The sequence below is a fragment of the Streptomyces sp. NRRL F-5630 genome (genome assembly GCF_000719475.1).
Lineage (GTDB): Bacteria > Actinomycetota > Actinomycetes > Streptomycetales > Streptomycetaceae > Streptomyces.
The window spans coordinates 49,577-64,364 of the sequence record NZ_JOGO01000009.1 but is presented as its reverse complement, the minus strand read 5'-3'; the positions used below and the strand labels follow the sequence as shown (position 1 = coordinate 64,364).

Annotated in this window: 13 protein-coding genes; 7 read left to right on the top strand and 6 right to left on the bottom strand. The window is 73.3% G+C overall.

All coding sequences use genetic code 11. The annotated features are described in order from the left end of the window. Positions 1–128: 128 nt before the first annotated feature. Complete coding sequence (locus tag IF99_RS0106735; RefSeq protein ID WP_030995424.1) at positions 129–587, bottom strand: peroxiredoxin; 459 nt, start codon at positions 585–587, stop codon at positions 129–131. Between the two features lie 145 nt (positions 588–732). Continuing rightward, positions 733–1,173, bottom strand: a complete 441-nt coding sequence (locus IF99_RS0106730) for a DUF3052 domain-containing protein (protein ID WP_030995423.1) — start codon at positions 1,171–1,173, stop codon at positions 733–735. Between the two features lie 603 nt (positions 1,174–1,776). Here IF99_RS0106730 and aceE point away from each other — a divergent pair. After that, positions 1,777–4,503, top strand: coding sequence for a pyruvate dehydrogenase (acetyl-transferring), homodimeric type (gene aceE, locus IF99_RS0106725; protein ID WP_030995422.1), 2,727 nt, complete (start codon positions 1,777–1,779; stop codon positions 4,501–4,503). A 98-nt stretch (positions 4,504–4,601) separates the two neighbouring features. Here aceE and IF99_RS0106720 read toward each other — a convergent pair whose 3' ends face one another. Then, the gene (locus IF99_RS0106720) at positions 4,602–4,985 is read right to left on the bottom strand and encodes a peptidase inhibitor family I36 protein (RefSeq protein WP_030995421.1); all 384 of its coding nucleotides are present in this window, start codon (positions 4,983–4,985) and stop codon (positions 4,602–4,604) included. 177 nt (positions 4,986–5,162) lie between these two features. Beyond that, positions 5,163–6,653, bottom strand: coding sequence for an MFS transporter (locus tag IF99_RS0106710; protein WP_420705646.1), 1,491 nt, complete (start codon positions 6,651–6,653; stop codon positions 5,163–5,165). A gap of 251 nt (positions 6,654–6,904) precedes the next feature. Here IF99_RS0106710 and IF99_RS0106705 point away from each other — a divergent pair, with 251 nt between their 5' ends. The 3 genes from IF99_RS0106705 to IF99_RS0106695 all read left to right on the top strand — a co-directional run bounded on the left by IF99_RS0106705 (position 6,905) and on the right by IF99_RS0106695 (position 10,290). Then, the gene (locus IF99_RS0106705; RefSeq protein WP_030995419.1) at positions 6,905–7,717 is read left to right on the top strand and encodes a TetR/AcrR family transcriptional regulator; all 813 of its coding nucleotides are present in this window, start codon (positions 6,905–6,907) and stop codon (positions 7,715–7,717) included. Between the two features lie 236 nt (positions 7,718–7,953). Beyond that, a complete protein-coding gene (locus tag IF99_RS0106700) occupies positions 7,954–9,171 on the top strand; it encodes an alpha/beta hydrolase (RefSeq protein WP_030995418.1) in 1,218 nt (405 codons plus the stop codon). 204 nt (positions 9,172–9,375) lie between these two features. Further along, positions 9,376–10,290, top strand: coding sequence for a DUF4429 domain-containing protein (locus tag IF99_RS0106695; protein WP_030995417.1), 915 nt, complete (start codon positions 9,376–9,378; stop codon positions 10,288–10,290). Positions 10,291–10,302: 12 nt separating this feature from the next. Here the strand turns inward: IF99_RS0106695 and IF99_RS0106690 are convergent, their stop codons facing one another. Next, positions 10,303–10,755 carry a MerR family transcriptional regulator gene (locus IF99_RS0106690; protein ID WP_030995416.1) on the bottom strand — a complete coding sequence of 151 codons (453 nt, stop codon included), beginning with the start codon at positions 10,753–10,755 and terminating at the stop codon, positions 10,303–10,305. Positions 10,756–10,872: 117 nt separating this feature from the next. On the opposite strand from IF99_RS0106690, the gene IF99_RS0106685 reads away from it, so the two are divergent. Beyond that, positions 10,873–11,691, top strand: coding sequence for a serine hydrolase domain-containing protein (locus IF99_RS0106685; protein ID WP_030995415.1), 819 nt, complete (start codon positions 10,873–10,875; stop codon positions 11,689–11,691). A 4-nt stretch (positions 11,692–11,695) separates the two neighbouring features. Here the strand turns inward: IF99_RS0106685 and IF99_RS0106680 are convergent, their stop codons facing one another. Then, positions 11,696–12,388 carry a pirin family protein gene (locus IF99_RS0106680; protein ID WP_030995414.1) on the bottom strand — a complete coding sequence of 231 codons (693 nt, stop codon included), beginning with the start codon at positions 12,386–12,388 and terminating at the stop codon, positions 11,696–11,698. A 93-nt stretch (positions 12,389–12,481) separates the two neighbouring features. On the opposite strand from IF99_RS0106680, the gene IF99_RS0106675 reads away from it, so the two are divergent. Both IF99_RS0106675 and IF99_RS0106670 read left to right on the top strand, forming a co-directional pair. Continuing rightward, positions 12,482–13,693, top strand: a complete 1,212-nt coding sequence (locus IF99_RS0106675) for a PucR family transcriptional regulator (RefSeq protein WP_030995413.1) — start codon at positions 12,482–12,484, stop codon at positions 13,691–13,693. 89 nt (positions 13,694–13,782) lie between these two features. Further along, positions 13,783–14,733, top strand: a complete 951-nt coding sequence (locus IF99_RS0106670) for an ACP S-malonyltransferase (protein ID WP_030995412.1) — start codon at positions 13,783–13,785, stop codon at positions 14,731–14,733. The last annotated feature ends 55 nt before the right edge of the window (positions 14,734–14,788 follow it).

Sequence of the window (14,788 nt, the reverse complement as noted above, 5' to 3'; positions counted from 1 at the left end):
CCTTCGTATGTCGTCATCCGGGACAACGTACGGATAGTAGTGACCGGTTCCCGCCGGAAACGGGGTCTTGCGTCCGGGCTCGCGCGGTGCGTGTCGAAGGCCCGGGACGCGCCGGGCAACGAGCCGGATCAGAGGGTCTCGAGCGCCTTGAGGTACTCGCCCAGGTCGCGCGCGTCCGGGAGGTCGTTGACGACCGTCCAGCGCACGACGCCCTCCTTGTCGATGATGAAGGTGCCGCGCACCGCGCAGCCCTTGTCCTCGGCGAAGACGCCGTAGGCGCGCGAGACCTCGCCATGCGGCCAGAAGTCGGAGAGCAGCGGGTACTCCAGGCCCTCCTGCTCGGCGAAGACGCGCAGGCTGTGCACGGAGTCGTTGGAGACCGCGAGCAGCTGGGTGTCGGCGTTCTCGAACTTCGGCAGCTCGTCGCGCAGGGCGCACAGCTCGCCGGTGCAGACCCCGGTGAAGGCGAACGGGAAGAAGAGAAGGACCACGTTCTTCTCGCCGCGGAAGTCCGAGAGGCGCACGGTGCGGCCGTGGTGGTCCTTGAGCTCGAACTCGGGGGCCTTGGTGCCGGCCTCGATCGCCATGGGTACCGATCCTTTGCGGTGATACGTACGGGTAACGGCGCCCCGGGCCGTACGGGCCCGGCGCCGCCCCCACCCTACGCACCGGGCCCCCGCCGCCCTTGAGGAGTCCGTGGGAGCGGTGGGGGCCCGGTGGGCGCCGTACGGTTCAGCGCTTGGCCTTCGCGTTGGCCTTCGGGGTGACCAGACGGGTGCCGATCCAGTCCTTGCCGACACTCGTGCTTTTGGTCTGGGTGAATCCGGCGGTCCGCGCCGCGTCGTTGATGTCGCTCGGCTCGACGTACCCGTCCCGGCCCGTCTTCGGGGTCAGGAGCAGGACGAGGTCACCGTCGTCGACCAGCTGCGAGGCGTCGACCAGCGCGTCCGTCAGGTCGCCGTCCTCGTCGCGGAACCAGAGGACCACGGCGTCGACGAGGTCCTCGTAGTCCTCGTCCACCAGCTCCGTGCCTGTGGCTTCTTCGATGGCCTCGCGGAGCTCCTGGTCGACGTCCTCGTCGTAGCCGATCTCCTGGACCACCTGCTCGGGCTGGAAACCCAGCCGTACGGCAGGGCTGGTCCGCTCCTCCGCGTGGTCCGCGGTCGCGCTCACGGATTGCCTCCTGATCGTTTCGGGATGTGCTGCGCCCCCGCGGGCGCGGGGGCATGGGGCGTAGTCCACACGGGCGGGACCGATCGCGCAAGTACCCGGCAGCCGAGACCGCTGAAACAGTGACTTTCCGGGCGGTGTCCTCCAACTTCGGACACCTTTGCGCTCCGCTTCGTGCACCGGCCCATGAGCCCATTCTTCCCCAATTCTCCCACCCGGCACCTCGACCCCCTCCCGGGCCTCCACAGGCCCTCCCCCCAGCACTCCGCTCCCTCAGCCCTCCAGCCCCTCCGACGCTTGAGGACCAGAGCCCCGCAAACACCAGCCCCTCCGGCGTTTGAGGAGCGGAGTGTGGGGCGGCGCCCCACGAACCCACCCCCGGGCGCTTGCGGAGCGGGCCCCGCAAACCCAGCCCCTCCGGCGCTTGAGGAGCGGGGTACGGGGCCGAGCCCCGGAAGGGCGCCGGAGCGGAGCCGCACACGGGGTTCGGGGCGGAGCCCCGAGGGAAGCCGACGGAGAGGGCGAACCCGACGCGCCATTTCACCGTGCGTACGCACACCCGCACATATCGTGTCAACTCCACCGCCGCCCCCCGAAGGGAACCCCGTGCCACAGGACCCCACCCCGATCATCATCGGCGGCCTCCCCAGCCAGGTCCCCGACTTCGATCCCGAGGAGACCCAGGAGTGGCTCGACTCGCTCGACGCCGCCGTCGACGCGCGCGGCAGCGAGCGCGCCCGCTACCTGATGCTCCGCCTCATCGAGCGGGCCCGGGAGAAACGCGTCGCCGTGCCGGAGATGCGCAGCACCGACTACGTCAACACGATCGCGACGAGGGACGAGCCCTTCTTCCCTGGCAACGAGGAGATCGAGCGCAAGGTACTCAACGCGACGCGGTGGAACGCGGCCGTGATGGTCTCGCGCGCGCAGCGCCCGGGGATCGGGGTCGGCGGGCACATCGCGACGTTCGCGTCCTCGGCGAGCCTCTACGACGTCGGCTTCAACCACTTCTTCCGGGGCAAGGACGAGGGCGACGGCGGCGACCAGATCTTCTTCCAGGGCCACGCCTCGCCCGGCATCTACGCGCGCGCCTTCCTCCTGGACCGCCTCACGGAGGCCCAGCTCGACGGCTTCCGGCAGGAGAAGTCGAAGGCCCCCGACGGCCTGCCGAGCTACCCGCACCCGCGCTCGATGCCGGACTTCTGGGAGTTCCCGACCGTCTCGATGGGCCTCGGCCCGCTCTCGGCGATCTACCAGGCGCGGATGAACCGCTACATGGAGGCGCGCGGGATCGCCGACACCTCGCGCTCCCACGTGTGGGCCTTCCTCGGCGACGGCGAGATGGACGAGGTCGAGTCGCTCGGCCAGCTCTCGATCGCCGCGCGCGAGAACCTCGACAACCTGACGTTCGTCGTCAACTGCAACCTCCAGCGCCTCGACGGCCCGGTGCGCGGCAACGGCAAGATCATCCAGGAGCTGGAGTCGCAGTTCCGGGGCGCGGGCTGGAACGTGATCAAGCTGATCTGGGACCGCACGTGGGACCCGCTGCTCGCGCAGGACCGCGACGGCCTCCTCGTGAACAAGCTGAACACGACGCCGGACGGCCAGTTCCAGACGTACGCGACGGAGACGGGCGCGTACATCAGGGAGCACTTCTTCGGCGGGGACCAGCGGCTGCGCTCCATGGTCGAGAACATGAGCGACGACCAGATCCTGCACCTCGGGCGCGGCGGTCACGACCACCGCAAGGTGTACGCGGCGTTCTCGGCGGCGAAGGAGCACAAGGGCCAGCCGACGGTGATCCTCGCGCAGACCGTCAAGGGCTGGACGCTCGGGCCGAACTTCGAGGGCCGCAACGCGACGCACCAGATGAAGAAGCTCACGGTCGACGACCTCAAGGGCTTCCGCGACCGCCTCCACCTGCCCATCCCCGACAAGGACCTGCAGGGCGGCCTGCCGCCGTACTACCACCCGGGCAGGGACTCGGAGGAGATCCAGTACATGCACGAGCGGCGGCAGGCGCTCGGTGGGTACGTGCCGACGCGGGTCGTGCGCGCGAAGCCCCTCGCGCTGCCGGGGGACAAGACGTACGCGACGGTGAAGAAGGGCACCGGGCAGCAGTCGATCGCCACGACGATGGCGTTCGTGCGGCTGCTCAAGGACCTCATGCGGGACAAGGAGATCGGGCGGCGCTTCGTGCTCATCGCGCCCGACGAGTACCGCACCTTCGGGATGGACTCCTTCTTCCCGAGCGCGAAGATCTACAACCCGCTCGGCCAGCAGTACGAGTCGGTCGACCGCGAACTCCTGCTCGCCTACAAGGAGTCGCCGACCGGCCAGATGCTGCACGACGGCATCTCGGAGGCGGGCTGCGTCGCCTCGCTCATCGCGGCGGGGTCCGCGTACGCGACGCACGGCGAGCCGCTCATCCCGGTCTACGTCTTCTACTCGATGTTCGGGTTCCAGCGCACCGGCGACCAGTTCTGGCAGATGGGCGACCAGTTGGCGCGCGGCTTCGTCCTCGGCGCGACCGCCGGGCGCACGACACTGACCGGCGAGGGGCTTCAGCACGCGGACGGCCAGTCCCAGCTGCTCGCCTCGGCGAACCCGGCGTGCGTCGCCTACGACCCCGCGTACGGGTACGAGATCGCGCACATCGTCCGCGAGGGGCTGCGGCGCATGTACGGGCCGGACGCCGAGGACGTCTTCTACTACCTGACGGTCTACAACGAGCCGATCCAGCACCCGGCCGAGCCGGAGGACGTGGACGTCGAGGGCATCGTCAAGGGCCTGCACCTGCTGCGCCGCGGCGAGGCCGGGAGCCGGCGCGCGCAGATCCTCGCCTCGGGCGTCGCGGTGCCGTGGGCGCTGGAGGCGCAGCGGCTGCTCGCCGAGGACTGGGACGTGCGCGCGGACGTGTGGTCGGCGACGTCGTGGAACGAGCTGCGGCGCGAGGCGGTCGCGGCCGAGGAGCACAACCTCCTCCACCCGGAGGAGGAGACGCGGGTGCCGTACGTGACGCGGAAGCTGGCGGACGCCGACGGCCCCTGCGTGGCCGTCTCGGACTGGATGCGCGCTGTTCCGGACCAGATCGCGCGGTGGGTGCCGGGGCGGTACGGCTCGCTGGGCGCCGACGGGTTCGGCTTCGCCGACACGCGGGGGGCGGCCCGGCGCTTCTTCCACATCGACGCGCCGTCGATCGTGCTGGGTGTCCTGACGGAGCTGGTGCGCGACGGGGCGCTGGAACACGGGGTGCTGCGGCGGGCGATCGACCGCTACCAGTTGCTCGACGTGGCGGCGGCCGACCCGGGTGCGGCGGGGGGCGACGCGTAGCCCTCGGCGGGGCGGGGCCTCACGCGGCTCCGCCCCCGGACCCCGCTCCTCCCATGCCGGAGGGGTCCGTCGTCCCGACTGCGGTCGCTGGGCTCGCCTCACCTCTCCCAGATCTTGAACGCCCTGACCCTGTAGGGGGATTCGGGGAGCCACGTGCCGCCACCGGGGTACGTCTCGAACTCCCCCGTCTCCCCGCACTCCGCGGACTGGTACGTCGTGACGGGGCGGCCGGTGCGGTTGGCCAGCGAGAGGGCTCCCGCTCTGCCGCCCAGCGGGACACAGCTCTCGATGTCGGTGGCGGAGAGTTCGTGGACGGTGCGGCGGCCCCCGTACCCGGTGCCGGGCCACAGGCACAGCTCGCCCTGGCCGCATTTCCCGGAGGAGCCGGCCCCGGTGCGCGCCGGGGCCGCCGCCTCGGCCGGGGTGAGGAGGGTCGCGCCGAGGGTGAGGGCGCAGGCGAGCGTGGTCAGGGTCGTCCGCATGGGGCGGGTCCTTTCGGTGGGTGCCGTTTCTGACGCGCACTCTGGGCCGCTCCGCGTCCGCCGCGGAAGCCGCCACGAGCGGGACCGCACTGATAGGGGAAAAGGTCCCCGGACATCGGGAAGGGCCCCGCGGGGTGAGCCGGCGGGGCCCTTCGTTGACGTGGGTGGGCGGTCGGGTCAGAGGTGCGCGGCGCCCGCGCCTTCGGCCGCGTTGTCGCCCCGCTTGGTGAGCGTCGCGACGGCCGCCGCGACGAGGGCGACGATCCCGGCGACGGTGCAGGCGAGGCCCATGCCGGACATGAAGGTGTCGTGGGCGACCGTGGTGATCTGCGCCGCGACCTCCTTCGGGGCGTGCGGCGGTACGGGCGGGACACCGAGCTGGACGGCCTGGGACGCCTGGTCGAGCTGGGCGCCCGTGAGCTTCGGCAGGCCCGCGTCCGTCCAGTTGCCCGGGAGGTCCTTGTTGACGCGCGCGGCCATCACGGCGCCGAGCACGGCCGTGCCGAGCGCGCCGCCGACCTGCATCGCCGACTGCTGGAGGCCGCCCGCCACGCCGGAGAGTTCGAGCGGCGCGTTGCCGACGATGACCTCCGTGGCACCGACCATGACCGGGGCGAGACCGAGGCCGAGGAGCGCGAACCACAGCGACATCGTGACCGTCCCCGTGTCCGCCTCCAGGGTCGAGAGACCGAACATCGAGGCCGCGGTGGCGAGCATCCCGCCGACGAGCGGCACGCGCGGCCCGAAACGCGTGATGAGCACCCCGGCGATCGGCGAGGCGATGATCATCATGGCGGTGAGCGGGAGCAGGTGCAGGCCGCTGTCGACGGCGCTGAGGCGGTGCACGCCCTGGAGGTAGAAGGTGACGAAGAAGATGCCGCCGAGGAAGGCGATCGCCATGAGCACCATGAGCACGGTGCCCGCCGAGAGCGCGACCGAGCGGAACATGGCGAGCGGCACGAGCGGTTCCTTCGCGCGCGTCTGCCAGGCGGCGAAGGCGGCGAAGCACACGACGGAGAGGGCGAGGAGCCCCCACGTCCGCCCGTCGCCCCAGCTCCAGCCATCACCCGTTTTGATGATCGCGAAGATCAGGGAGCACATGGCTCCGGAGAGCAGCACGATGCCGGGCACGTCGAAGGAGCGCGGGGCGTTCGCGGCCCGGTGGTCCTTGAGGATGAAGAGGCCGAGGACGAGGGCGGCGACGCCGACCGGCACGTTGACGAAGAACACGGACTGCCAGGAGACGTGCTCGACGAGCAGCCCGCCGACGATCGGGCCGCCCGCCGTGGACGCGCCGATGACCATGCCCCAGATGCCGATGGCCATGTTGAGCTTCTCGGCGGGGAAGGTCGCGCGCAGCAGGCCGAGCGCGGCCGGCATCAGGAGCGCGCCGAAGAGCCCCTGGAGGACGCGGAAGGCGACGACGAGCGAGACGCTGGAGGAGAGCCCGATGACGCCGGAGGCGAGCGCGAAGCCCGCCACGCCTATCAAGAAGGTCTGGCGGTGGCCGAAGCGGTCACCGAGCTTGCCCGCCGTGATGAGCGCCACCGCGAGGGCCAGGAGGTAGCCGTTGGTGATCCACTGCACTCCGGCGAGGCTCGTGTTCAGGTCGTCCGCGATGGCCGGATTGGCGATGGCGACGATGGTGCCGTCAAGGGCGACCATCATGACGCCGATAGCAACTCCGAAGAGCGTCAGCCAGGGACGGCCGCGCAGGCTGCCGCGTGCTCCCTTGCCGAGGGGCGCGAGCGGCGTCCCGTCCTCCGGTCCGACGGTGGTCTGACTAGTCATGGGCGTCAAATTACTGTCAGAACAAGACAGTTGACAATCAATTTCATGTGCCGGCAACCGGCGGGCCCGCGCCCGGGGACAAAGGGGCAGCTCACGCGCGCGGGCCGGGCGAAGGAGCGAGGAGCAGGGTGACGGAGCAGAGGCAGGACGGCGGGGCGGACGGTGCGCCCGAGCGGGGCGGCCTGCGCGAGCGCAAGAAGACGCGCACCCGGGAGCGACTCCTGCGCACGGCGCTGGAACTCTTCGCCGCAGGCGGTTACGAGAGGACGACGGTGGACGAGATCGCCGCCCGCGCCGAGGTCTCGACCCGTACCTTCTTCCGCTACTTCGCCACCAAGGAGCACGTCGCCCTCGCGACCCAGGAACTCATCGAGCGCTGGTTCCTCCAGGCGCTGCGCGCCCGCCCCGCCGGTGAGCCGCCGGTGCTCGCGCTGCGCCGCGCGGTCCTGGAGTCCTGGGGCGAGCTGCCCGAGGTGGCCGGGCTCTCCGTCCCCGTGGACCTGCATCTGCGCACGTGCCGTCTCGTGGCCAGGACCCCCGCGCTGCTCGCCGCGCGGCTGCGGAGGGCGGGCGAGAGCGAGGAGGAGATGGCGCGGGTGATCGCCGCGCGCGAGGGCGTCGACCCGGAGAGGGACCCGCGCCCCCGCGTGGTGGTCGCGGCCTTCGGCGGCGTGATGCGGCTCGCCGAGTACCGCTGGGGCGCGGGCGAGGACGGCAGCGTCGAGGCGCTGCGCGCCCTCGCCGTCCAGCACCTGGACCACCTGGCCCCGTCCCTGCTCAGGGAGTGGGGCGGGAACGCCGACGGGAGGGGCGATCCCGGCGGTACGGGCGGCAGCGACGGGGAGCCGGGCGACCGCACGGGGCTCGTACCGCGCCAGTCCGCGACAGCCGAGCCGCCCGCCCGCGCCCGCCCGGCCGGCGAGGAGGCCGTGCCGTCCTGAACCGAGGAGGCCGGACCGCACCGGCCGGGGCACGGACCGGGAGCGGGCCGGGGGCGGGGAAGGGGCCGCGGGGCACGACCGGGACCGGGCGGGGGCAGCCTCGGGGCGCGGAAGGGCCGGTCGGTACGGCTTGTCCGGACGGGTGCGGGCCGATCGGCTTCCTTCCGGCGGGCGCCAGGGTGACGTGGCTCACCGGTTTGACCTCCGGTGCTTGCCGTCTCCTAGGGTGTGGCGCAGTGACTTCCTTCGACTCGTCCCCCCAACTCAACGCCTGGCGAGCGCTGCTCGCGGTGGCGGTCGTCTTCGTCATGCTCGCCACGACCGGCTGGACGGCGGTCAAGGCCCGGCACGCGCCCGGCGGCCCCCTCCAGTTGTCGGTACGGGCCTGGAACCACGCGCGCCTCGACCACCGCTCCCTGCCGGACGCCGCCTCGCCGCCGGAGCGCCTGCGCGAGTTCTTCGCCGCGCTGCGCCCCGCCCAGCGCGAGCGGCTCGTCCACCGCTATCCGCTGGCCGTGGGCAATATGAACGGCGCCCCGCTCACCCTGCGCTACGCCGCCAACCGGCTCGCCCTCACCCAGGCCCGCGACCACGAGGTGCGCCGCACCCAGGACCCGCGCCTGTCGCCGGAGGGACGCGAGGAGGCCGCGGACCGGGTGGCGCGCTACACGTCGATGCTCCGCCCGGACCGCGACTTCCTCGCCTTCGACCCGAACGGCTCGGGCCGCGCGGCGGAGGTCTTCGGCGATCTCGCGCACGCGCGCCGCGTCGCGGTCGTCGTCCCGGGGGTGGACACCGCGCTCATGACCTTCGAGCGCACGAACCGGCCCTTCACCGCGCCCTCGGGGATGGGCCGCTCGCTCTACGCCGCCGAACGCGCGGCGGCGCCCCGGGCCCGTACCGCCGTGGTCGCCTGGGCCGACTACACGGCGCCCGGCGGCATCGGCGTCGAGGCGGCGACGGCGACCCGCGCGCAGGAGGGCGCGGGGCTGCTCGATGCCTTCGTGCGAGGGCTGCCGGGCGGGCTGAAGGTCGCGCTCGTGTGCCACAGCTACGGCTCCGTGGTGTGCGGGGTCGCGGCCGGCCGGCTGCCGCGCACGGTCACCGACATCGCCGTCGCGGGCAGCCCGGGAATGCGCAGCCGGAACGCGGCGGGGCTCGGCACGAAGGCGCGGGTGTGGGCGACGCGGGATGCGGGCGACTGGATCAGGGACGTGCCGCACGTGGAACTCGGCTCGCTCGGGCACGGGGCCGACCCGGTCGGCAAGGACTTCGGCGCCCGGGTCTTCTCCTCGACGGGTGCGGTGGGGCACGGTGGCTACTTCGTGCCCGGTACGGCGAGCCTGCGCAATCTCGCGCGCATCGGCACGGGGGACTTCGCGGACGTCGGCTGCGCGCCGGGCGGCGCGGGGTGCAGGACGGGGGTGCCCGTGCGGGGGACGAGCCACGCCTGAGCGGCGGACCGTCCCGTGGCCGCACCGGCGGCACGCCGTCCGCGACGCGGAGCGGAGACGGAACGTCCGTACCCGCCACCGCGCGCACCGGGCGGGACGGGAGAGGGACCAGAGGTCGGGGCCCGGGAGAAAAGCGCCGGTCAAGCGGACCGGCGGGCCGCAGGAGAGGGGACGGAGAAGCGCGTGCCGCATACGATGAGCCGCATGGGTGATGTATTGGCCGGTTTCCATGCCACCTGGGAGTTCGCGGACGACTCCGTGCTCATCCGCTACGAACGGGGAATCCGGACACCGAAGCTGCTCCAGGTGCTCGGGGAGCGCCGGGTGCCGCTCGCGGCGCTCGACACGGTGACGCTCGCCCCGGGGCGGCGCGGCACCGTCGTGCTGCGCGCCGTGCCGCGCGCGGGGGCCGACCCGCTGATGGAGGCGGCGGCGGGCCAGCTCAAGGAGAACTGCGACCCGTACCGCCTCGTGCTGCCCGCCGAGCGCGAGGAACTGGCCGGGTTCCACGCGGCGCAGATCCGCGACCGCCTGGGGCCCGGCGCGGCCGAGCCCGCCGAGAGCTTCCTCGTGGCCGCGCCCGAGGGACCGCAGCAGTTCAAGGCGTACGACGGCAAGGCGAGCTTCGACGGCTCGGTGGTCTCCTTCCGCTGGTCGCGCACGGGCGCGTCGAGCGCCAAGTGGAAGGCGGGCGACCAGTCCTTCCCCGTCGCGGCGCTGAGCGGGGTCGAGTGGCGCTCGCCCGAGATACTCGACGGCTACCTGCGCCTGCTGCCCCGCCACCCCACCCCGTGCACGGCCACGGCCCCTGGCACCGCGCCGGGCCCGGACGCGGCGGCGGGACCCGCCGCCGACCACGACCCGGCGGCCGTCGTCTTCGGCCTCGGGTACGGCCCCGTGCACGAGTCCCTCCCCTTCGCCGCCGCCGTCCTCGCCGCCACCAGGAGCGGCGCGGCGAGGAGCGATACGAGCGAGACCGCCCCCGCGGTCGCCGCGCTGCGCTCCGACCCGGCCGACATCGCCGAGCGCATCCGCCACCTCGGCGAACTCCACCTCGCGGGGCTGCTCACGGACGAGGAGTTCACGACGAAGAAGAAGGAGTTGCTGGCGCAGCTGTGAGGCCCGCGCGCCTCACGGGCGCCCGGAGTAGATCCCGATCTTGTGGTCGAGCACCCCCAGCGTGTCCTGCAGGGCCGCGATCCGCGAACGGACCTCCTCGCGCGTCGCCTCCAGGAGTTCGCGGCGCTCCGCGACCGTGTGCTCCCCCGCCCGCGACAGCTCCCCGTAGCGCACCATGTCCGCCACCGACATCCCCGTCAGCCGCAGCTTGTTGACGAACGAGAGCCATTCGAGGTCGCGGTTGCGGTACCTGCGCTGCCCGGTGTGCGAGCGGTCCACCTCCTCCAGCAGCCCGATGCGCTCGTACCAGCGCAGGGTGTGGGCGCTGAGCCCGGTGAGCGTGACGACCTCGCTGATCGTGTAGTGGTCCCTGCCGTCCGGGCGCGGGTAGTCGGCGAGCTTCGCGAGGCACAGATCGCGGCCGTTGACCGGGCCTGCGGGGGCGACGGGGTGGGCGAGGGTCATGGCTGTCCCTTCGGGTGAGGCGGACCGCACCCACGGTAGAACCCTGGAGCGCACTCCAGGCAATACGCGCTCACCGGTGGCCGGAAGACGCCGCCTAGACTCGCCCGCATGGAGAGCCTGGAGAGCCTGAAGTCGATCGAAGCCTGGCCCGTCCCGACCGCCGCCGCCGGGGTCGTCCGCGGCGACGGGACCGTCGCGGGGCGGCACGGCCCCACGGACAAGCGCTTCTGGCTCGCGTCCGTGACCAAGCCGCTCGCCGCGTACGGCTTCCTGCTCGCCCACGAGGAGGGAGCGGTCGAACTCGACGAGCCCGCCGGGCCCGAGGGCGCGACCGTGCGCCACCTCCTCGCCCACACGAGCGGCCTCGCGTTCGACGAGGACCGCGTCCAGGCCGCGCCCGGCACCCGCCGCATCTACTCCAACGCCGGTTTCGAGGCGCTCGGCGCGCACGTCGCGCGGGCGACGGGCATCCCCTTCGCGGAGTACCTGCGCGAAGGCGTCTTCGCGCCGCTCGGGATGCGCGCGACGGCGCTGGAGGGCTCGCCCGCGAAGGACGGCCACTCGACCGTGGACGACCTGCTCCTGTTCGCCGCCGAACTCCTGGCCCCGCGCCTGCTGGACGCGGGCACCGTCGCGGACGCGACACGGGTGGCCTTCCCCGGCCTCAACGGCGTCCTGCCCGGCTACGGGCAGCAGAAGCCGAACGACTGGGGCCTCGGCTTCGAGATCCGCGACGGCAAGTCCCCGCACTGGACCGGTGCCCACTCCTCCCCGCGCACTTTCGGCCACTTCGGGCAGTCGGGGACCTTCCTGTGGGTCGACCCGGAGGCGGAGGCGGCGTGCGTCGCGCTCGCCGACCGCGCCTTCGGCCCGTGGGCGATCGAGGCGTGGCCGCCGCTGACGGACGCGGTGCTCGCGGAGCTGCGCGCCGCCTGACGGCTCACGCGAAGGGGTCGGCCAGCTCCAGGAGCAGCACTTCGCACGCCGTCCGCGCCCGCAGGACGGCGCCCCGCACGTCCGCTCCGGCCCGTACCCGTACGGAGTCGCCCGCGGCGAGCCGCTCCCCCGCCGCATCACCGCTGCGCAACTCGGCCTCCCCGCGCACGACATGGGCGTACCCGTACGGCGCGGCCGGCAGCGGCAGCGTCCCGCCCGGGTCCGGGCGGGCGACGCGCAGCAGCGCGCCCGCCTCGGGGACCTCGTACGCCCGCGAGAGCGCGCGGACGACGGTGTAGCGGGGAGTGAGGGCGGGAGCGCGGGCGGCGAGCCACAGTTGCAGGAAGACGAGAGGTCCGGCGCCGTCGTTGCGCTCGACGTGGTGGACGCCGGAGCCCGCGCCGAGGTGCTGGAGGTCGCCGGGGCGCACGAGGGTGGCCCGGCCCTGCGCGTCGCGGTGGCTCAGCTCCCCGGAGACCACCCAGGTGAGCAGTTCCGTGTCGCTGTGGCGGTGCTCGGCGAAGCCCGCGCCGGCCGCGAGGTGCTCCTCGTTGCAGGCGGTGAGCGGGCCGAGGCGCAGGTTGTCCGGGTCGTAGTGCGGGCCGAAGGAGAAGGCGTGCCGGGTCGTGATGCCCGCCTCCGGCTCCCCGCCCGGGTAGCGGTCAGCGCCGCGTCGTACGTCGATCACGGCGCCCACCGTAGCGTCGGCACACCGCGTGACCTGGCGGGTGCGGCACGTGACGGACCCCGGCCGCCCCGTCCGGCGACCCGATAAGGCAGTCTTGGTCCCGTGCCCGACTCCGTATCCCGCCCCGCCGCCTCGCCCGCCTCCCAGGCCCCCGCGCACCCGCACGCGGCGACCCTCAAGCGGCTGGAGCACTCCTCGGGACGGCTCGCCGCCCGTGCCATCCAGCGGATGGACGAGACGCTGCCGTGGTACCGGGCGATGCCTCCCGAGCACCGCTCGTGGATCGGCCTCGTGGCGCAGGCGGGGATCGCGGCCTTCACGGAGTGGTTCCGCCACCCGGAGGCCCCGCAGGCGATCTCCACGGACGTCTTCGGGACCGCGCCGCGCGAGCTGACCCGGGCGGTCACGCTGCGGCAGACCGTCGAGATGGTCCGTACGACGATCGAGGTCATGGAGACCGCGATCGACGACGTGGCCGCGCCAGGCGACGAGGCGGTGCTGCGCGAGGCGCTGCTGCGGTACGCCCGCGAGATCGCCTTCGCGACGGCGCAGGTCTACGCGCAGGCCGCCGAGGCGCGGGGCGCCTGGGACGCGCGCCTGGAGTCCCTGGTGGTCAATGCGGTGCTCTCCGGGGAGGCCGACGAGGGCACCGTCTCGCGGGCCGCCGCCCTCGGCTGGAACGCGCCGGAGTACGTGTGCGTCCTGCTCGGCACCGCGCCCGACGGGGACAGCGAACTGACCGTCGAGGCGATCCGGCGCGCCGCCAGGCACGCGAAGCTCCAGGTCCTCACCGGGGTGCTCGGCAGCCGCCTCGTCGTCATCGCGGGCGGCAGCGACAATCCGCTCGCCGTCGCGAAGTCCCTGATCGGCCCGTACGCGGCGGGTCCGGTCGTCGCGGGGCCCGTGGTCCCCGACCTGCTCGCCGCGACCCGCTCCGCGGCGGCGGCTGCGGCCGGGCTGCGCGCCTCGGCGGCGTGGCAGGACGCCCCGCGCCCGGTGCTCGCGGACGACCTGCTCCCCGAGCGCGCGATGGCATCGGACCCGGCAGCCCGGGACCAGCTGGTGGAGGAGATCTACAGACCACTTCAGGAAGCGGGCTCGGCACTCCTGGAGACACTGAGCGTCTACCTGGAGCAGGCGAGCAGCCTGGAGGGGGCCGCCCGGATGCTCTTCGTGCACCCGAACACCGTGCGCTACCGGCTCCGACGTGTGACTGACGTCACCGGCTGGTCCCCCTCGGACGTACGTTCCGCGTTCACGCTGCGTATCGCGCTCATCCTGGGGCGCCTGGCCGCCGCCGAGCAGCGGTCCTAGGCTTTTGTACGCTCCCGACAATTACCCTGTCGGTTATTCGTCCCTGTCCCCACCGGTGGACCGGCCCCTTCACAAGAGAGAGTGTGAGCGTGCTTGTACTTGTCGCTCCCGGCCAGGGCGCCCAGACGCCCGGCTTCCTGACCCCTTGGCTCGAACTGCCCGGCGCGGCCGAGCGGCTCGCGGGCTGGTCCGAGACGGTCGGACTCGACCTCGTCCACTACGGGACGCGGGCCGACGCCGACGCGATCCGGGACACCGCCGTCGCCCAGCCGCTGCTCGTGGCCGCCGGGCTGCTCTCGGCCGCCGCGCTCTCCGGCACACTGGAGGAGCCGGGAGCCCCCGTGCTCGGCACGCTGCGCCCCGGCGCGGTCGCCGGGCACAGTGTCGGTGAGCTGACGGCCGCCACCTTCGCGGGGGTGCTCGACGCCGAGGCCGCGCTCGCGCTCGTACGGACCCGGGGGCTCGCGATGGCCGAGGCCGCCGCCGTCACCGAGACCGGCATGGCGGCCCTCCTCGGCGGGGACCTCGCCACGGTCGCGCCGCACCTGGAGAAGCTGGGCCTGACCGCGGCGAACGTCAACGGCGGCGGCCAGGTCGTCGCCGCGGGGACGGCCGCGCAGCTCGCGGCGCTCGCCGAGGACAAGCCCGAGGGGGTGCGCCGTGTCGTCCCGCTCAAGGTCGCCGGCGCCTTCCACACCTCGCACATGGCCCCCGCGGTCGACACGCTGGCGAAGGCGGCGGCCGGGCTGAGCCCGGCGGACCCGGCGCTCGCGTACGTGTCGAACAAGGACGGCGCCGTCCTGGCGACCGGCGGCGAGGTGCTCGACCGGCTCGTGGGCCAGGTCGCCAACCCGGTCCGCTGGGACCTGTGCACGGAGACGTTCAAGGAGCGGGGCGCGAGCGCCCTGATCGAGGTCTGCCCCGGCGGCACCCTCACCGGTCTCGCCAAGCGTGCCCTGCCGGGTGTCGCGACGCTCGCGCTGAAGTCCCCCGAGGACCTCGAAGCGGCGCGCGCGCTCCTCGCGGAGCACTCCGCCTGAGCCCGAAGCCCGAACCCGAACCGCCCGCCCCGAACCGCCCGGACGACGAGGAGCC

Bases quoted from the DNA above. Each gene is read 5' to 3' on its own strand.
- IF99_RS0106710 (WP_420705646.1), bottom strand. From the start codon at position 6,653: ATGATGGTCGCCCTTGACGGCACCATCGTCGCCATCGCCAATCCGGCC.
- IF99_RS0106690 (WP_030995416.1), bottom strand. From the start codon at position 10,755: ATGACCCTCGCCCACCCCGTCGCCCCCGCAGGCCCGGTCAACGGCCGC.
- IF99_RS0106695 (WP_030995417.1), top strand. From the start codon at position 9,376: ATGGGTGATGTATTGGCCGGTTTCCATGCCACCTGGGAGTTCGCGGAC.
- IF99_RS0106720 (WP_030995421.1), bottom strand. From the start codon at position 4,985: ATGCGGACGACCCTGACCACGCTCGCCTGCGCCCTCACCCTCGGCGCG.
- IF99_RS0106735 (WP_030995424.1), bottom strand. From the start codon at position 587: ATGGCGATCGAGGCCGGCACCAAGGCCCCCGAGTTCGAGCTCAAGGAC.